Consider the following 20,194-nt stretch of genomic DNA (forward strand, 5'->3'; position numbering starts at 1 on the left):
AATTATCTCAAATTTCCTTCATCTACTTATATTGAATTTTGCTCAAAATATTTCGACCAGCACAATATTATTTTGGTTATTGACACATGTAGGCTTCCAAATTTATCCCAACTATAGTCGAACTTTACAAAAATTACCTGGTTTCAGTTTTAAGACTAAATTGCTGCGGATGTTAAATTAAATTTAGTTTAACGGCATAACAACTAACTCTGAAACAACACTTTAAATATTTAAACAAACATTAAAAATTAACGTTAAGGATACACAATGAAGCAAGGTAACAAATTACCTTTTATTGCGATATTAGTTGTCATTATTGCGATAGGATTTTGGCTGCTTTGGAGTTTTATCCAACAACCATCTTTACCCTCCGATTTTGCATCGGGTAATGGACGAATTGAGGCTGTTCAAGTTGATATTTCCACAAAAATCGCTGGTCGTGTGCAAGAGGTTATTGCTTCAGAGGGAGACTTAGTGCGGCCCCAACAAGCCTTAGCTCGAATTAATACAGATCAACTTGAAGCTCAATTATTGAGGGCAAAAGCTGACGTAGCTGCTGGCGAAAGTTTAATTGCATCGGCAAATGCTTCCATTGCACAGGCAAAAGCTCAACAACTATTAGCTAAACAAGAGTTAAACAGAGCTAGTGATTTGATTAAAAAATCTGCTGTTAGTAAAGAAACTTATGATACGCGAGTAAGTGCATTAGCGGTTGCTGATGCATCAGTTGAAGCCGCAGACGCTATGCTAATTTCTCGTCAGCGAAATGTCGATGCATTACAAGCCGTTGTTAATGAAATTGAAACCCAAATAGACGATGCCACTTTAGTATCACCGACTATCGGTCGGGTTCTATATCGCCTTGCAGAACCTGGTGAAGTGTTAGGAAGTGGTGGCAAAGTATTAACCATTATTAATTTAGCTGATGTGTATATGGAAGTGTTTTTACCCTCTAACCAAGCACATAGAGTAGCCATTGGCGCAGAAGCTCGGGTTAAACTCGATATTATCGATTACGCTATCCCAGCTTCAGTAAGTTTTGTTTCTCCAGAGTCGCAATTTACTCCAAAACAGGTAGAAACCCAGAACGAAAGAAACAAATTGATGTTTAGAGTGAAAGTAAAAATTCCTCAAGAGTTGGTGTTAAAACATATTGAACAAGTTAAAACAGGCGTGCGTAGCGTGGCATATATACGTCTAGCACCTGAAGGCGATGATTCACCGTCTGAATGGCCTGAAGAGTTGCAAAACTTTCCACCGACTGAAAATAATACAGAAAAAAGCAGTAACTGATGGATAATGCTAAGGCAGACACTAAGTCTTCCGTTGCTACGATTCGGGACCTTAGGCATGTATATAAAAAGACCGTCGCCCTTGATGGTATAGAGCTAGATATACCCTCGGGTTTAGTCATTGGATTACTTGGACCAGATGGCGTAGGGAAGTCTACCTTATTAAGTTTAATTGCTGGGGCACGGAAGTTACAGCAGGGCAAACTTGAGGTACTAGGCGGAGATATGGGCTCTCAAGAGCATCGCAATCGCGTTGGACCTCGCATAGCCTTTATGCCACAAGGACTAGGTAAAAACCTATATTCTGAGCTTAGTATTGAAGAAAATTTGGATTTTTTCGGGAAGTTATTTGATTTAAGTGCCACTGAGCGTAATAGTCGAATTAAAAAACTAACCCTTGCCACTGGATTAAATGCATTTCTAAAAAGGCCTGCAGGTAAACTATCAGGAGGCATGAAACAAAAGTTAGGTTTGTGCTGTGCGCTAATACATAATCCAGACCTACTCATACTAGACGAACCCACCACAGGCGTTGACCCTTTATCTAGGCGTCAATTTTGGCAACTCATCGCCAGTATCCGCGAAGATAGACCGTCGATGACAGTTATTGTTTCTACCGCCTATATGGATGAAGCTGAGGGCTTTGATTGGTTAGTTGCCATGAACAACGGGGTTATTCTAGAAACTGGTAGCCCACAAGAATTAAAATCTAAAACAAATACTGATGATCTTGAAGCGGCATTTGTAAAACTGTTACCCACAGATGTTCAGCAAAAAGACATAGAATTAGTCATTCCTCCATTTGAGCAATCTAAAGCAACTCCTGCCATCGTTGCCGAAGGGTTAACTCGTAAATTCGGCGATTTTACGGCGGTAAATAATGTAAGTTTCGATATTCAAGCGGGGGAAATCTTTGGCTTTTTAGGCTCCAACGGTTGCGGTAAAACGACAACCATGAAAATGTTAACGGGACTCTTACCTACAACGGAAGGAAAAGCCTTACTCTTTGGTCAAGAGGTTGATGCATCTGACCTAGAAACCCGCAAGCGAGTAGGGTTTATGTCTCAAGGGTTTTCCTTATATGGCGAATTGAGTGTGCTAGAAAATCTAACCTTGCACGCTAAATTATTCCATTTAACTGTTGCCAAAATGAAAAATAGGATTGAGGCATTACTCGAACGTTTTTCACTCATAGAGTTTAAACATTCCTACGCATCGTCATTGCCCCTTGGTATTAGGCAACGGCTTTCTTTAGCTGTAGCCGTCATCCATGAACCTGAAATTTTAATATTAGACGAGCCAACCTCTGGGGTCGACCCCGTTGCTCGTGACGGCTTTTGGGAATTGCTAATCGAATTGTCTCGACGAGATAAAGTGACGATTTTTATTTCGACTCACTTTATGAATGAAGCAATGCGATGTGACCGAATTTCGTTGATGCACGCCGGACAAGTTTTAGTCTGTGACACTCCTAAAAATTTAGTGGCAGAAAAAAAGGCAGACTCATTAGAAGATGCTTTTATTGAATATATACAAGCTGCAATTGGTGAAAACCAGACCGATAATCAGCAACAGGACGTTGAATTAAGTATCGCGCCATCTTCTGCGGAAACGAGCAAACAAGATGAACATGTAATACCTAAGAAGTTTAGCCTTTTTAGATTGTTTGCCTATAGCTTTCTAGAAACCAAGCAAGTGATCCGTGACCCCATTCGATTGGCGTTCGCATTTTTAGGAAGTGCAATATTATTGGTGGTCATTGCTTATGGTATTTCACTTGACGTGGAAGATCTCACATTTGCCGTCCTTGACCATGATCAAACGCCACAAAGTCGTCAATATATTAGCAACTTTCAAGGTTCTCGATATTTTATTGAAAAAGAACCGTTACTTACACAAACAGAACTAGAGTCTCGATTAAAATCTAATGATATAACCCTAGCAATAGTGATCCCTCCAGGTTTTGGTCGAGATCTTAAAAAAGGCGAAACGCCTAGCGTATCTGCTTGGATTGATGGGGCAAACACGACTCGTGCAGGCACCATTGAGGGCTACGTTTCTGGCGGACATATTAAATATCTGACGGTACTGGCAACGGAAGCTGGAATTGATGCAGACGCTTATTATAATGTTACCTTGGAATCACGATATCGGTACAACCCTACGTTTGAAACGATTTATTCCATAGGGCCGAAAACACCCGCCATGTTATTATTATTGTTCCCGGCAATTCTGATGGCTGTAAGTATTTCAAGGGAAAAAGAAATAGGGACGATCACAAACTTCTATGTTACACCCACCAGCACGTTAGAGTTCTTGGTTGGTAAACAACTTCCCTATGTTTGTATTGGCTTAATTAATTTTTTGATTTTAACCATGATGGTGGTGTTTCTTTTACAAGTACCATTAAAAGGCAGCTTTTTAGGCCTTAGTTTGGGGGCGTTGTTTTATGTCTGTGCATCTACCGGGTTCGGCTTATTAATCTCTTCTATAACTAAAACTCAGGTTGCAGCAATTTTTGCCACTACTGTGTTATCGGTTATGCCAACTATTCAATATTCAGGAATTATACAACCGACTTCAACATTAGAAGGGCTTGGACAGTTTATTGGTTCGATTTGGCCTGCAACCTATTATATGCATATGAGTGTTGCGGCTTTTACTAAAGGTTTAGGGTTTAATGATCTGGGTAAAGATCTGCTAATTCTTGCGGTATTTGGGCCTATTTTTGTATTAATGGCTTCGGCGTTATTAAAAAAGCAAGAGGCCTAAAAAATGAAAGTATGGTCAAATATATTGTATCTTGGTAGCAAAGAGTTACGCACTGTAATCAGAGACTTGGTGGTTGTAGGATTGGTTTTTTACTCCTTTAGTCTTGATATTTATCTACAATCTACAGCAATTAGTGAATCGGTTAATAATGCATCGGTAGCAATTGTCGATGAAGACAATTCAGCGTTATCAAGAAGAATTGCTAATGCATTGTATCCCCCGTATTTCAAAGAGCCGGAATTAATTGATCCAGATGAGATCGATGAGGCCATGGATCATGACCGATTTATTTTTGTTGTAAGTATCCCACCTAATTTTGAAAAAGATGTGCGTGATCAACGTCAACCAACAGTACAAATAGATGTAGATGCAACAGCCGTCTCCCAAGCAAGTTTAGGGAATAGTTACATTCAAAATATTGTAAACAACGAAGTTAATCATTTTGTGAACCGATCGGATGAAGACACGTCCTATGCTGTTACCTTAGTGTCTCGTCGAGCCTTTAATCCTAATGGCACGGGCATGTGGTTTGGCGCAATTAATGGTTTATTAAACCAGATTACGATCCTCACCATTATATTAACAGGTGCGGCCCTTTTAAGAGAGAGGGAACACGGGACTATCGAGCATTTACTGGTTATGCCCATCAACTCTTTTCAAATAGCGATGTCTAAAGTTTGGGCCAATGGTTTAATCATTCTAATCGCATTTTCTCTTTCCATGTGGTTGATTGTCACTAATTTATTAGATGTTCCCATTGTTGGTTCGCGCTGGTTATTGTTAACTGGTACTACTATTTATTTGTTTGCGGCAGCGGCGATCGGTATTTTTCTTGGCACTATTGCACGAACTATGGCGCAGTTTGCGTTACTCTTAATGATTGTAATCATTCCAATGATGTTATTATCGGGGGGTCTAACTCCGATTGAGAGTCAACCGGATATTATTCAACCTTTCACCATGCTTTTGCCATCTCGTCACTATATGGCGTTTTCTCAAGCTGTGGTTTTCCGAGGGGCTGACTTATTCATTGTGTGGCCACAACTACTATTTATTGTTGGTTTAGGCTCCGTATTTTTCATTTCAAGTCTAGCATTATTTCGTAGAAGTATTGCCACTGAACATTAGTCGTCAATGTATTTATAAGCATAAAAGCAGTTTTTAAAAAGGAGCACTGATATTAAAAACTATGTAAGTGATAGCGAATTTTAGTAAATTTAGTCTAGGAAGTATTATTTACAAACCGTCTTTATCTGAAGTTTGGCCTATTTAGGAATCTTATGACCATAGATATAATTTACCAAAATATTTTTGTTGCAGCTATTCTCTCATTGCTTTGTGTTATTGCGACTGTATTAACTCGTCGTATTGGCGCTCCAATTCTCCTCGTCTTTTTATTATTAGGTATGCTGGCTGGTGAGCAAGGTATAGGTGGCGTAAAGTTCGATGATTTTAGCCTAGCATTCTTGTTTGGCAATGTGGCTTTGGCGATTATTATTTTTGATGGAGGCTTAGGTACTCGCAGAGACACTTTTCGAGTCAGTTTAAAACCCGCATTGTCTTTAGCTACTGTGGGAGTATTGATTACAGCGGGTATTACCGGTTATGCAGCGCATGTTATTTTAGGTTTACCTTGGCAAGAAGGACTGTTGATTGGTGCAATAGTCGGTTCAACCGATGCGGCGGCGGTGTTTGGCTTACTGCGAAATGCAGGCTTAGAACTAAAAGAACGGACCGGGGCTACACTGGAAATTGAGTCAGGATCAAACGATCCCATGGCCATATTTTTAACCATTACGTTAGTGCAAATTCTTCAACTCAGTGGTGAAGGCAATCAAGGTTGGACAATTTTTAGCGAGCTTTTTAGACAAATGGGTTTGGGGTTAGCCATTGGTTTTGCTGGCGGTTATGTTCTTTCTCAATTATTAAGACGGGTACCGTTACCGGTTTCTCTTTATCCACTATTAGCCTTAGCTGGCGGGATAAGTCTATTTGGTCTTACAACTCTTTGGGATGGCAGTGGTTTTCTCGCCATTTTTATCACCGGTGTGATGATTGGCAATACGTCAATCCCTTACAGTAATGATATTCACCGTTTCCATGATGGAATAGCCTGGTTAAGCCAAATAGGCATGTTTTTAATGCTAGGGTTATTGGTTACCCCAAGTAACTTAGTACCTATTATCATTCCTGCCATTGCTATCGCCGTTGTGCTTATCTTTGTAGCCAGACCTCTTGCCGTCTTAATATCGTTACTTCCATTTCATTTTCCATGGCGAGAACAAACTTTCATAAGTTGGTGTGGTTTACGTGGTGCAGTTCCTATCATCTTGGCTTTGTTCCCTTCATTAGCTGGGCTGGAACATACACAAACCTATTTTGAATTAGTCTTTTTCGTTGTTTTGATTTCTTTAGTACTGCAAGGCTGGACCATGGCACCGCTGGCAAGATGGTTGCAAATTGAATTACCACCAAGTGCTAAAGAACCAGAGTATCTACAATTAAAAATTAAACATGAACAAGACAAAGAACTACTGATTTACCCAGTGCTATCAGGTAGTCGCGCTGCAGAGTCAACTATTCGTCAGTTGCCATCTACAGAGGGAAGCCAAGTAGTTGGCGTAATACGCAGAGGCATACTTGCCGATGTGGATGAGAAGGAAAAGTTATTAGGCGATGATCAAGTGATGATCCTAGCTACTAGCAGTGCAAGATCGGCTTTCGGGCGGTTCTTCGCATCAGCTGCACATTCCCCATTTTTAGAATCTGATCGGTTTTTTGGTGAGTTTGTATTAAACCCTGAAGCACGATTGACCGATATCGCCCAACTTTATGGATTCGAAGTTTCCTCATCTAGTGAAGGTATTACTATTGAGCGTTACTTAATTAATCATTTTCACGGTAAACCCGTAGTGGGTGACCATGTAAAACTTGGTGAAGTGAAGTTAATCGTTCGAGAAGTTGATGGAGATCACATCGTCTCTGTGGGTTTAAAGTTATCATCAGGTAATGAAAAAAGTTAATGAAGATAAACCTAAGACCGCAACGGATGGTTAAAATATTGGGTTTATTGACTAAGCTAAGTGTATTCGCGTTATGGTTGGTTTAAGCCGTCAATTGCAAGAATACACTGCCTGATAAAAATGAAGCATCTGGTTTTAGGTTTTCGACTAGCAGAATAGGGGATATTTACGTTTATTAATGTATCGATATTGAACATTGATGTTGTCGTTAATAAATGAATTAGCAGGATAAATATCGGTTGCTCACTCAATAGAGCTAAACGAAATAGGGAAGCAGTAGTGAACATATTTGATATTATTTATGGGTCATCGTTTGCAGAAATTGCTGCTATTTTAGTATTGGCTGCGTTGTTAGGTTTTATCGGTTTACTCTTGCGACAACCCCTTATCGTTAGTTTCATTGCCGTGGGTTTGGTCGCTGGCCCTTCAGTTTTAGATATCGTTCATTCTCAAGAACAAATCACCCTCTTATCCGAATTGGGTATCGCCATTTTACTGTTTTTGGTCGGTATCAAACTAGACGTTAAATTAATTAAATCCATTGGCGGAGTGTCGGTATTAACGGGCCTCGGACAAGTGGCATTTACCTCATTCGTTGGTTATTACATTGGTATTGCCATTGGTTTAGAGCATTTGACCAGCGTTTATGTTGCCGTAGCCCTGACATTTTCCTCTACCATCATCATCGTTAAATTGTTATCCGACAAGCGCGAAATAGACTCGCTCCATGGACAAATAGCTTTGGGGTTTTTGATAGTTCAAGATCTAGTTGTGGTGCTTGCTATGATCGTTCTGGCCGCCATAGGGATCGGTTCTGGTCATGGTGGCGAATCATCGGTTTGGCAGGTCTCCATTTCAGGTATCGGATTAGTGGGCTTCGTTATCGTATTTGTCCGCTATATTGCCAATCCACTAACTGAAATGTTAGCTAAAGTACCGGAATTATTGGTGATATATGCCATTGCCCAAGCCGCCTTATTTGCAGCTATAGGTGATATAGTCGGTTTAGGGATGGAAGTTGGGGGGCTGTTAGCTGGCGTTTCATTAGCTTCTACGCCTTATCGTGAGAGTATTGCAGCCAGATTAGCGCCATTGCGTGATTTTTTATTGTTATTCTTTTTCGTAGCCCTAGGAGCCTCTTTAGATTTAACCTTGCTGGGTTCTCACTTCCAAGGAGCAATGATATTTTCAGTATTTGTGCTTATTGGAAACCCGCTAATCGTTATGCTGATTATGGGAATGTTGGGCTATCGCAAAAGAACAGGGTTTCTGGCTGGTTTAACCGTGGCGCAAATAAGCGAATTCTCACTGATTTTTATAGCGATGGGGATCAGTTTAGGTCATGTAACTAACGACATTTTAGGCTTGGTTACGTTAGTCGGTATAGTCACTATCGCTGCTTCAACCTATATGATCACATATTCACATCAACTTTATGCTTTGTTTGAACCCCTGATTAGTTGGTTTGAGCGACCTGGAGCTCCCCGCGAAAAAACCTCCAATAATAAAGGTAACGACAATTATCCAGTGATCATATTTGGGTTAGGGCGATTAGGCACTGCTATTGCGTTGCGGCTAAAGCAAAAGGGTATAAATGTTTTGGGGGTGGATTTTAACCCCTCAGCAATAAAACGTTGGAATTATCTAGGGCTTAATACTGAATATGGCGATGCCACAGATGCAGAATTTATCCTTGAATTACCCCTTAAAAATACAAAATGGTTGTTGTTTACCATTCCTCATCATCACATCGGATTATCATCTGAAGATATACGCAAAACAGTAGCGCAATTAATACATGCTGCTGGCTTTACGGGAAAGCTGGGAGCCGTTTCCCATAACAGTGAAGATACCGAAGAACTAGCATTACTTGGCTTTGATCTGGTTTTAGAACCCTTTCAAGATACCGCAGATCGAACCGCCAACTTTTTGCTTGATGGTTTAAACGTTCAATCAATTGAAAATGTAATAGGAGACACTCAATATGAAAAGGTTTAAGAACTTTCTATACGTAATGAGCAATCACATTAATGAACCTTCAGCTGCATTAATGCGAGCAGTTTCTCTAGCAAAAAATAATCAAGCTGACTTGACCCTATTGTATGTTATACCGAAGTTATCGATTCCTAAAAATGCAAAAATCGATAAGAAAAAGATAGAACAAGACATACTCAAGGGTGAACAGCAACATTTATTACAATTAGTTGACTCATTGGATAACGACTTACAAATCAAAACCCAAGTAAGAGTCGGTAAACGTTATTTGGAAAGTATCCGTGCAGTTTTAGCGGAAAATTTTGATTTGGTGATTAAAGAAGCGGACAAGGTTAGCTGGCTAGAACGTCTTATAGGCAGTGACGATATGCAATTACTTCGTAACTGTCCTTGTCCGGTATTTTTGATGAAAAAAGATGAATTATCAGAATATAAACACGTAATGGCCGCCATAGATTTTGACGTAGAGGATGACGAAAGCTGCAATGAAGAACTAAATGATACAATAATCGACCTCGCTAGCTCTTTATCTCTGTCTGAGTTTGCGACGTTACACATCGTTAATGCTTATGAAGTACCCGATGCCGGTTTTATCAGTTTATGGGTTGAACAACCGGAAAAAGTTGAGCGAGAGTTGTACGAATCAGAGTATCAAAATAGAAAAGTTAAGATGGAAAGTGTCTTCAATGAATTAAAGGAAAACTTAGGCGAAGAGTCTTTTAATTTTCTATCAATCCGTTCTCACATCAGTCGCGGAGATCCAGGTCAAGAATTACCTAAGATTGCTAAAAGCATAGGCGCAGATTTAGTTGTGATGGGGACTGTAGCAAGAACTGGAATTGCAGGGCTTGTAATTGGTAATACCGCAGAGACAATTCTTTATCAGCTACAAAGTTCCGTTCTTGCCATTAAACCCAAAGGCTTTGTATCTCCTGTGTCTTGAGGAGTTATACAAAGCCTAAAAGGAACTATTGATGACTTTATCAGCTAATCAATTTTCTTTACTGTAAACATAAAAATAGTAAAGAGAATTTGGTTAGCGCTAATGTCTAACGGTTTTCTTTAATGCCAGTCTAAGCTGTTTTTCTATCTCTATAATGGTGAACAATGCAACGCCTACAGCAAAAATGATGACACCGTCTAGAAACGGAATAGACTCAGTGTCAAAAACGGCTTGCAGTGGTGATAAAAAAGTAATTGAAAATTGAGCCAAAGTAATCGCCAATATCACTAACCATACAAATTTGGTGCCGCGGATCCCTTTCCAGGTTAACGATGTGCCATAAATATTGCGAACAAAGAACAGATGGAATATTTCCATGACCACTAGGGTATTTAGTGCGATGGTGCGAGCTAATTCAATAGAATAGCCTTTGTCGATTGCATATTGATAAATACCGAATACGCCACACAAAAACAACACTGAAACGAATAATACATGCCATATTAAACTGCCATTAAGCAGTGGTTCTTGACGGTTTCTAGGAGGGCGCAACATAGTATCGTCTTCTGTAGACTCAAATGCTAAAACAACGCCTAGGGTGATGGCAGTAACCAAATTGATCCACAATATTTGTATGGGAGTAACAGGCAATGTCATACTCATTAATAGAGCGACGATAATTGTCATGGCTTCGCCAGCATTGGTGGGTAATGTCCAACTAATCACTTTTTTAAGGTTGTCGTATACTGTTCGGCCTTCAGCAACGGCAGCAACAATGGATGAAAAGTTGTCATCCGCTAAAACCAGATCTGCCGCTTCTTTTGCAGCTTCACTGCCTTTTTGTCCCATGGCGATGCCAGCGTCAGCACGTTTTAACGCTGGCGCATCATTGACACCGTCACCGGTCATGGCAACAGTTAAACCATGAGATTGCAGGGCCATGACTAAACGTAGTTTATGTTCAGGACTGGTTCGCGCGAAAATGTCACACTCCAACGCGGCTTGACGTAAGGCGATATCATCTAACTGATCCAAATCTACACCAGTCATTACCTTTTCCACATTTTCCAATCCAATTTGTTTGCCAATGGCTGCTGCAGTTTTAGTATGATCTCCGGTGATCATTTTAACTTTGATACCGGCTTGATGGCATTGTGCTACCGCTTCAATCGCTTCTTGGCGAGGAGGATCAATCATGCCCACTAAACCCAACAAGGTAATTGTACCCTTGATGTCTTGGTGCTCTAGTACTGTATGCTCTGGTGGAAGAGTTCGAATTGCAAATGCTAAAACCCGCTGGCCTAAGCCTGCAATGGCTTCAGATTGTTGGTTCCAGTAGTTTGTATTTAGTGGCTCTGTTGAACCGTCTGCAGCCCGTTGATTTTCACACATGGCTAAAATTTGTTCTGGCGCCCCTTTAATGAAAGCTACCCCATGTTGTTGATGATCATGGTTCAAGGTGGCCATAAATCGATGTTTTGCATCAAAAGGAATGGTATCGGTGCGTGTCCATAATGCCTTTTCTTGAAATATATCTAAGTCCATTTTACCTGCAAAGGCTAATAAGGCGCCTTCCATAGGATCGCCTTCTACAATCCATTTATCTTTATCATGACGAAGGGCTGCATCGTTACACAAGGCAGAGGCACGGGCAATTTCAGCTAATATTGTATGTTTATCTGGGGTGACGGTATCTTCACCTAACTTCAATGTGCCTTTTGGTTCATAGCCGTTTCCGGTTAGGCTGAATAAGTGCTCATTGGTAAGGATAGAAGCTACCATCATTTCATTACGTGTTAAGGTGCCAGTCTTATCGGTGCAAATAACTGAAACTGAACCTAAGGTTTCAATTGCGGGTAGCCGCCGAACAATCGCGTTTCGCCGCGCCATTGCTTGTACGCCAATGGCGAGAGTAATGGTCAATACCGCCGGTAAACCTTCGGGTATAGCCGCAACCGATAATCCAACTACCGCCATAAACATTTCTGTAAATTCGTAATTTGCGACAAAAGTACCAAATACCACTAACAGCGCAGCTACGACTAAAATGAAAACCGTTAGCCACTTTGCAAAAACGCCCATTTGTGAAACAAGGGGAGTGGTTAGGGTTTCGACTTTACTCAATAATCCACTAATTCGACCTATTTCAGTATCCACGCCCGTTGCGACAACCAAACCTTTACATTGTCCACTGGTTACTAGAGTGCCCGAAAACGCCATACATGATCGGTCACCCAAAGGTGAATCATTTGCCACTGTTTGGCTGTTTTTTTCAACGGGAACGGATTCCCCAGTTAAAATGGCTTCTTGCACATAAGCATTATGTGCACTAAATATACGTAGATCTGCTGGGACTTTATCACCGGCTTCTAATAACACCATGTCTCCAGGGACTAAGTTTTCACCATCAATGGTTATCCGCTCACCATCACGAATAACATTTGCTTGTGGCGCTAACATGTGACGAATTGCATTCATTGCCTGCTCAGCTTTACCTTCTTGAATGAAACCGATAATGGCATTGGCAATGACCACTGTTAGTATAACGGCGCTATCTATCCAATGCTCTAGAATGCTAGTTATGAGTGCAGAGGCAATTAATACATAAATTAATATATTGTGGAAGTGCGATAAAAAACGAAGTACAGGATTTCGAGAAGAAGTTTGTTGAAGTCGGTTAGGTCCATGTTTTTCAAAGCGTTTATTAGCCTCCGAGGTGGTTACGCCTAACTCGGATGAGTTTAGTTTCACAATGGTTTCTTGGGTAGAAATGGTGTGCCAAGGCACTTGAGTACTCGAAGTCTCGCTATTTTCCATACTTATTGTCCTTGTAGTAAATCCCTATGATTGAAAAGACGATAAAGAATAAATGTGGGCGCATTAATGATAATCATGTTGTACAAGGTAGGGATTTTGTTTAATCGAAATAAGGAAGTATAGATGTTCGAAAATTTAGTCGATATTGGTAATAGTACGTATTATTTTTTAGTTGTGGAGCAACCTTAACGTTTCGGATTGAGTTGCCTAAATAGCTAGGCACTTTTGTGTTTTAGCTTCCTTACTTGATGATTAATTACTTTTGGGAGTAAAACAAAATTAAGTAAAATAGATGCGACTAGCAAAGTTCCACAAAGAACGATTATTCCTGTTGTAATTATTTGCAATAAAAGTGGAGGATGACTGAAACCGAATCTGAAAAATTGTGCTATGTCATAACGGTTAGCCGTGATTAAATCATCAAGCCAAATCCCCAGATAAATTAAGCCTAAGCCAAGTAGCAGTTGCTTTAAGGCAATGGAGATTACTTTAATATAATTTAAGCTAGCATTTACTCTTTGAGCAATAGTTTCCACACAAAGAGTCGATGTAAAACTCTTAATCACAAAAAGTGATCCTAAGCCAACGGTTAAGATCATGGATAGCAACCATAGATGGCGCGTCATTTCCGGCAGACGTTCAGGATCCCTTGAACTGCTCAAATCCGCAACGTACCAAATAGTTACTAAATAAATGATAAAGGCTAATATACTGAATAAAAATAATGGTAGGACCCATTTATTTTGCTTTTTCAATAACCGCTGATGTTGTTTGTTTTTTTCTTCGAGACGTTTTAATGCATCCATGTCCATATCTCTGTTGTATATAATTTCACTACTTCAACAGCGCTAACTAAGGCTTTTGATTATCAAATGATTTTTAGACAGCCAAAAGCCCATTTAAAACCTATTTCTTTACCCATTCTCCATCGTATTTAACATAGTAGCCTTTAGCTGTTTTCTCGAAGGCCTTTTTAGCTGCTAATTTTTCCACTTGGGATAAGGAAATATTGTTCTTTTTAGCCAATTCCATGTACTTAGCTTTACGTTTGACATTGACCTTGCCAACTAACTCCAAAACGTCTGATCGTTTTACTACCGCACCTAAATAGCCGTTATCTTGTTCGCCAACTAAACCACTTTGTTTGGCATCACCAAGTTCAAGAGCAAATACAGCACTACAAAAGAGCAGGGTACTTAACATTGTTATACGTAAAATTTTCATTCTTACTCCTTAAAATAAGTCACTGTCGTCACTGAATATATCGTCTAATTCTTTATCAACTTTGACCCGTATTTCATGATCCACTTTCACGTTGATATTGATGGTTATGGGTTCTTTGGTTTCTACTTGCACTGTGTGTGTACAAGCAACAATAAACATTGCAGGAACCATTATGAGCAGTTTTTTCACAGATTCTTATCCTTATTTGATAATCTTTGTTGAATTCGTTTTTCTATGGAATTTTGTACTGAGTTAGTTATCCTCATTGACTTAAACAAAGTGAAGATATTTTCTTTATGGCTATAATTAAAGTTTATTTCCTGTTGTTTGTCAGGATTAATCCCGTTTATACCAATTTTTAAATCCAACCAACCATCATCTGATAAAGAAACTTCACTTGAGAGTTTACTAAATTCGACGTTCTCTAAAAAGGCCAATTGATCTTGCTGTTCTTTAATCGCATTAAATGCTTGGTTATTACTGATTAAGAGTGTACCTGGGCCATCATTGAGCAGTGTACCTTGATCAATGTTACTAAAACCTGAATCCCAATAAATGGGTAGATCACCGGATATCTCGCCGCTAACCTCTATACCTTCTTGGTTTTGTAACTCTACCAGTTGCTTTAAATCCAAATCGTTAATATCAAGTTTGAGTAGTTGTTTGCGATTATCTAACCAAAAATCAGCAAGGGTTACCCGTCCGCCGATAATTCGAGCTTCAACAAAGTCAAATTTAGGCACATTATCGAGCATAGATATTTTTGCTTCAATTTGTGTCATCGGCACACCTACATTAATTTCTTCAACAGTAATCTTGCCATGGTCAAGCTGAATTCCAGATGAATCAAGTTTAAAGGGAGCGTCCATTTGAGCATTAATGATTTGATAATCTTGGTATTCGCCACTTAAACCGGTAATGGTTAAGTTACCGTTAAAGTCACTGTTATCATAGTTTTTTGCTAAATTAACAGTCAATTCCCCAGTGACTAAACTCAGCTCAGGAACGATTTGTTGCAGCAAAGGATTAAGGTAAGTAACAGACTGTTCGGGCACCAAAAGCGATAAACTTTGAGCATCATGAAATAGATTGGCTAATAAACCTGAGGGCAGGGTGATTTCGTGGTTTCCAGTGAGCTGGTAAGGCTCTATTTGGCCATTTATATCGTGTTTGATATCAATATTGTTGAGGTTAATTGTATCACTGCTGATGCCCAGAAGTTTTGACTTGCCAGTGCCACTGATTGTTTGTATGTCCTCCAGAAAAACAGTGAAATTGCTGGCCAAAGATTTGGCTGCAAAGTCGTCATATTTGATATCTTGCAGAGCGCTTGTAAAATTAATCTTTAACTGGTCAATAGTGTCACCATCGACTGAAAAGTCACTGGAAACTGAATGAATTGTTAATGGGCTTTTTACTATCTCGCTAGCCGTAATTTTCCCCTCGCCATTCACTTTCCAAGGGGTGTTTGCCACTTTCTCTAAGCTGAATTCAAGCTGGCTAGAGGTACTTTCTATTGTAGTTAAATCCGATGCTAAACTGGTTATTTCCAGGACGTTGCTAGCAATTAGTTGGATCTTATCAGCTTTTTTTAGAATGTTACCTGTGGTCGCGATATTCAGTTCTGCATCAATAAGTTGTTGCTCAACTAAAAGATCAGTGGCAGCGGTTTTAAGGGTGATTTGATAGTCTAACTTGGCATCCATTTGTGTGTTTAATTCTATATCCTTTAACGTCAGCTTTAACGGATTTTGCAACGAACTCGAGATTAGATTGATCTCTGGAATGACCATATTTGTGGCAGTAGCGGTGTTGATGTTAGGGATATCTATTGACCAAGCGTCTAGTTTTACCCATTGAGTAACGGCATCTGCTTGAGGACATTGTTTTATGGAGAACTGGGAATTTAAACGGCTAAGATCGACTTGCACTGCCAATGGCGCAACCTGAAGATTCGCTTTAATATCCCCACTGAGTTGCACTGGGATCTTACAATCCTCAAAGGTCATGACATTGTTAAGGTTAATCCCATGCTGGCTGTTAAGCTCTGAGCCTGTGAAATCAAAATGGCTATGAATTGGAGTATCCAGCAAAGATTGCCAGTTAGTAAAATAGTCTTGGTAAGGTTTAGTGAAGCTTTCAAGTTGCTGACTTTGCGACAAAAATAGACTAGCAGACCAATTTAAATCACCACTAATTACGCCTTTACCTTGATGTTTACCGACAACCAGATCTGCTTCTACATCTCCCCGAATGGCTAATTCAGATCTATTGGGTTGAAAAATACGAATGTGTAAAGGTTGCTGCATAAGATATGAGTCAACACGAATTTGCTCAATAGTTATTAATGGCAACATCTCTGGAAGTGCCCACAACTCTGCTAGGTCATTATTTTGAGCTGGCTTAACAGTTGATGCTTGCAGGTTTTGCTTATGGGAGACAGAAAGGCTGTTAATTTTCACACTGGCTTGGTTCAGATAGCTTGCTTTTGAGAATAAACTTGAGTCAACAAAATACTTTGCCTGTTGAAGGTTAATTTCCACATCAGCAGACTCGAGGCACATTGAGTGGATATTAATAAAAGGGCTTGTACCCAAATCGAAGTCTAAACAAGTGATTGATGTATCTTCAGCTAACCAGAAATCACTTAACCAAATAGCTAGGCTATTTCTAAATAAGAACGCACACAAAAAAATGACAAAAATCAGCAAAATTAGGCGAGGAAATAGGCCCTTGAGTAAATAATGGAATGTCTTTTTTGCTGTCACTAACAATCGTTCCCTGAATTAATGATCAATGTACGCAGCAGATAAAAAGTTTATTACGAAAAAGCGAGACTAGATCTACCGTTACAATAGGTTGTTTATCAAATACTTCCTGCAAATACTATCATAGGGTGTAATAAGATAGGGCATATTCTTTGATGAAGTTTTTAGGTAGTGAGCAATAGCACTGGTCGTAGTAATAGAGACGTCGAAAACAACGAGTTTTGACGTCTCTTTTTGTTATTTACTATTTAATTGTAAGACACTGTTTTAACCAATACAGCTGACAGCAAAAAGCTGATAGTTTGCATAGGAGCTATAAAGGTTGCGTAATGAACATACTCTCTGAATTAACTTTCAGTCACCGTATTAATTCAGATAGCCGTTTTAAAAACCCTTTTCCCTTTTAACTTAAATTAACACCTTTACATAATCTCAGAGAGCCTAATATTGCATCGCAACTTTAGAATTAGACTTGAATAAACTGCCTTAATGGATAAAGTGTTAATGATGTTTTTACAAAACCAGAACAGTTATTTCAATCAATACTATTTAAAATCTGTATTCAAAGAATGCATCAACAAAGCGCAATAAAAATCTGCCACAAGGAATAGTTATGTCCCAGTCTCATTATGATCTTATTATTTATGGCGCTACTAGTTTTGTGGGGAAATTACTTGTTGCACATTTACTCCATCGACATGGCGTTGAAGGTGATAAAAGTGGAGCAGGGCGCATTCGCTGGGCTATAGCAGGGCGTAATCAATCGAAGCTAAATCAGCTTAAACTCGCTCTTAGGGTAATGACGTTACCGACAATAATAGCGGATGCCAGTGATCGTGACGCGTTGGATGATATGGTTTCGCAAACAAAAGTGGTTGTTTCTACTGTAGGGCCTTATGCGATATTCGGTTCAGAGTTGGTTGCGGCCTGTGCTGCAAGTGGTACCCATTATTGTGATTTGACCGGCGAAGCGCAGTGGATAAGACGAATAGTAGATACCCACGAGTTGAAAGCTACAGAAACTGGGGCCAAAATTGTTCACAGTTGTGGTTTTGATTCGATCCCATCAGATTTAGGTGTCTGGTTTATTCAGCAGCAGGCAATGGAATCATTTGGTGAACCTTGTTCGCGAGTACGATTATTAGTTAAATGCATGCGCGGTAGTGCCAGTGGCGGAACAATTGCTAGTGCGCTAAATGCGATAGCTGAACAAAGCAAAGATCCATCTGTTGCATTGGAAATGGCGAATCCGTATTCCATAGCGCCACTGGATTATCGTCATGGAATCAAACAACCACAAGTTATTACCCCTGAATTTCATAAAGCTAGCGGTAATTGGTTAATACCTTTTGTAATGTCTGTGATTAACACGCGCATTGTACATCGCAGTCATGCATTGTTAGGGCAACCTTGGGGCAAAGATTTTCAGTATGATGAAGCGGTTATGGTAGGCAGTGGTACGCTAGGTTGGTTAAAATCTGCAGTCGCGTGTGGTGCCATGGCATCAGGCATGAAAGCCATGGAGTTCAGTATGTTACGTGAATTTGCAGCCAAACAACTACCTCAACCAGGTGAAGGCCCAAGCCCTAGAGAGCAAGAACAGGGTTGTTTTAACATCCTACTTTTTGGGGAAACAGCAAGCGGCAAGACAATCGAAACCCAGGTAACCGGTGATCGCGATCCGGGTTATGGCTCGACCAGTAAAATGTTAGGCGAAGTGGCCGCTGCTTTAGCTCAGGACATGGGTTCAAGCAAACTTAAAGGCGGGTTTTGGACACCATCCACATTATTTGGTGATGAACTAATAGACTGTTTAGTTAAACATGCCAGTTTGACATTTGTCCGACTACACTAATATTTCATAGCGTATTTGGAATTCGTAATTTTGAATAGAATTACCACATTCAACAATCTCAAAGTACGTCTAAAGCAAAGTATCGAATTAAAGTAATTCATCGGGTTTTAAGCAAAATAACAGAGTGAAAATCAATAAGCATTTAACGATACAGATCTAATTATCGGCTCATCCAAAACGCTAAATTTTAACGGATCTAAACTTTCCAAAAATAAGAGTTAAGCGAATACTAGTCTCCGCTATTTACTGGATTCTGACTTTATCAAAAACTTCAAAACCTTTTCTATCTGAGACCGCCGAACAAACTAAGGAATTGGCTATTCGTTTTTAGATTAAACGGATCTGACCACACATTCTTTTTCTTCCTATCCATAAATCTTTCCGCTGTTTTACCTGCAAATAATTTTTTAAAAATAGAAATTAAAAAATAGTGGGAGAGAGTATAAAACCGTATTTCGTCACTTAGATTCAAATCTGACAGTATTGTATGGCGACAGTGAGTACTTATTATCAAAATAATATTTTATTTAACATAATATACATTATGCGAATATTGTTATTAATGTGGATGAGAGGGCTTCTCGCGTTATTTAGGTAAAAATGCCCATCTTGGTCACGCGTCCCTGTGTGTCTGCTTTTGCAATAAACCCACAAACTTGCACAGATTTCACGTACAGCACGGTTTGATTTATTGGTTAAATTAGAACAATTGAAAATGAGAATTGATTTGGGAAAATGGCGTTAAAAATATTTGTTAGTTGGATTTAAAAACCTTGGTCCTTATCCAATCTTATTTATTGAAATGAAGTTCGATCACTCAGGTTTATACAACTACGATTTCACGTTGCCGCTTTGTCTAGAAATGGATGAAAGTAACACAATTTTTGTGGGGTAAAATTTAAGGTTAGATTTTGGGAATTAATAAGTAAAAGAAAATGTGGCCAGCATGAGCCGACCACATATTTTACTTATAAGTCACGGAAGTTGCTTTGTGACCCGTTTTATAAATAGACCTATTAGCTATTTAAAAATTTATCGACTTGCTCTTCGGCTTCTTCTTTGGATTTACCGTAAGACTGTTGAACTTTGCCAACTAATTCTTTACGAATACCTTCCATTTTATCCAGATCATCATCGGTAATTTTTCCCCAATTTTTCTGTACTTTGCCTTTTAATTCTTTCCAATTGCCTTTTACTTGGTCATCGTTCATAAAGTTCTCCGTTTAAAGTTGAAGTTAGTTAAAACGCTAATTGATTGCACAGTAAAAGGAGCAAAGACTGGACCAGTTAACCCTAGTAAATGGTAATAGCTAGGTAAATTGCGCAAATCGACTGATTTAAAAGGGATATTTTTTATCCCGTTAAGTTTTATAGGTTTAAAAATTCGATTTCTCGACTAATCTAATAGCTGCATGTTTGAAAATATTACAGCTTTGCTATGACAAAATTGCATGTTTACACCTTTAAAACCCGAATAATTAGTTGCTTTACGAATTATGGTTCGG

The 20,194-nt window shown here is 39.4% G+C and carries 13 protein-coding genes; 7 read left to right on the top strand and 6 right to left on the bottom strand.

What is annotated here, in order from left to right; translation table 11 throughout:
• Window positions 1-267 precede the first annotated feature (267 nt).
• The 6 genes from AB6T38_RS03975 to AB6T38_RS04000 all read left to right on the top strand — a co-directional run bounded on the left by AB6T38_RS03975 (window position 268) and on the right by AB6T38_RS04000 (window position 10,025).
• Window positions 268-1,293: an HlyD family secretion protein gene (locus tag AB6T38_RS03975; RefSeq protein WP_372546091.1), complete on the top strand. Its 1,026-nt coding sequence runs from the start codon at window positions 268-270 to the stop codon at window positions 1,291-1,293.
• Window positions 1,293-4,064, top strand: a complete 2,772-nt coding sequence (rbbA, locus tag AB6T38_RS03980; RefSeq protein ID WP_372546092.1) for a ribosome-associated ATPase/putative transporter RbbA — start codon at window positions 1,293-1,295, stop codon at window positions 4,062-4,064. Before AB6T38_RS03975 ends, rbbA begins: the two co-directional genes overlap by 1 nt.
• A gap of 3 nt (window positions 4,065-4,067) precedes the next feature.
• Complete coding sequence (locus AB6T38_RS03985) at window positions 4,068-5,192, top strand: ABC transporter permease (RefSeq protein ID WP_372546093.1); 1,125 nt, start codon at window positions 4,068-4,070, stop codon at window positions 5,190-5,192.
• Between the two features lie 152 nt (window positions 5,193-5,344).
• Window positions 5,345-7,087 (top strand): potassium/proton antiporter, encoded by a 1,743-nt coding sequence (locus tag AB6T38_RS03990; protein WP_372546094.1) that lies wholly within the window; start codon window positions 5,345-5,347, stop codon window positions 7,085-7,087.
• A gap of 279 nt (window positions 7,088-7,366) precedes the next feature.
• On the top strand, window positions 7,367-9,085 hold the full coding sequence (locus AB6T38_RS03995) for a cation:proton antiporter (RefSeq protein ID WP_372546095.1): 1,719 nt from the start codon (window positions 7,367-7,369) through the stop codon (window positions 9,083-9,085).
• Window positions 9,072-10,025, top strand: a complete 954-nt coding sequence (locus AB6T38_RS04000; RefSeq protein WP_372546096.1) for a universal stress protein — start codon at window positions 9,072-9,074, stop codon at window positions 10,023-10,025. The genes AB6T38_RS03995 and AB6T38_RS04000 overlap by 14 nt, the downstream gene beginning before the upstream one ends.
• Before the next feature lie 99 nt (window positions 10,026-10,124).
• On the opposite strand, the gene AB6T38_RS04005 is transcribed toward AB6T38_RS04000, so the two are convergent.
• From AB6T38_RS04005 to AB6T38_RS04025, 5 genes are all read right to left on the bottom strand, one after another.
• Window positions 10,125-12,842 (bottom strand): cation-transporting P-type ATPase, encoded by a 2,718-nt coding sequence (locus tag AB6T38_RS04005; protein ID WP_372546097.1) that lies wholly within the window; start codon window positions 12,840-12,842, stop codon window positions 10,125-10,127.
• 215 nt (window positions 12,843-13,057) lie between these two features.
• Window positions 13,058-13,648 carry a hypothetical protein gene (locus AB6T38_RS04010; protein WP_372546098.1) on the bottom strand — a complete coding sequence of 197 codons (591 nt, stop codon included), beginning with the start codon at window positions 13,646-13,648 and terminating at the stop codon, window positions 13,058-13,060.
• Window positions 13,649-13,748: 100 nt separating this feature from the next.
• Entirely contained in the window at window positions 13,749-14,066 is a 318-nt protein-coding gene (locus tag AB6T38_RS04015; protein ID WP_372546099.1) for a YdbL family protein, read from the bottom strand.
• A 9-nt stretch (window positions 14,067-14,075) separates the two neighbouring features.
• Window positions 14,076-14,237, bottom strand: coding sequence for a YnbE family lipoprotein (locus tag AB6T38_RS04020; RefSeq protein ID WP_348490706.1), 162 nt, complete (start codon window positions 14,235-14,237; stop codon window positions 14,076-14,078).
• A 14-nt stretch (window positions 14,238-14,251) separates the two neighbouring features.
• Window positions 14,252-16,834 (bottom strand): YdbH domain-containing protein, encoded by a 2,583-nt coding sequence (locus AB6T38_RS04025; RefSeq protein WP_372546100.1) that lies wholly within the window; start codon window positions 16,832-16,834, stop codon window positions 14,252-14,254.
• Between the two features lie 613 nt (window positions 16,835-17,447).
• Between AB6T38_RS04025 and AB6T38_RS04030 the strand changes: the two genes are divergently transcribed.
• On the top strand, window positions 17,448-18,689 hold the full coding sequence (locus tag AB6T38_RS04030; RefSeq protein ID WP_372546101.1) for a trans-acting enoyl reductase family protein: 1,242 nt from the start codon (window positions 17,448-17,450) through the stop codon (window positions 18,687-18,689).
• A gap of 1,016 nt (window positions 18,690-19,705) precedes the next feature.
• Here AB6T38_RS04030 and AB6T38_RS04035 read toward each other — a convergent pair.
• The gene (locus tag AB6T38_RS04035) at window positions 19,706-19,900 is read right to left on the bottom strand and encodes a CsbD family protein (protein WP_372546102.1); all 195 of its coding nucleotides are present in this window, start codon (window positions 19,898-19,900) and stop codon (window positions 19,706-19,708) included.
• Between the last annotated feature and the right edge of the window lie 294 nt (window positions 19,901-20,194).

The organism is Aliiglaciecola sp. SL4, from assembly GCF_041538045.1.
In the GTDB taxonomy this organism is placed as follows: domain Bacteria; phylum Pseudomonadota; class Gammaproteobacteria; order Enterobacterales; family Alteromonadaceae; genus Aliiglaciecola.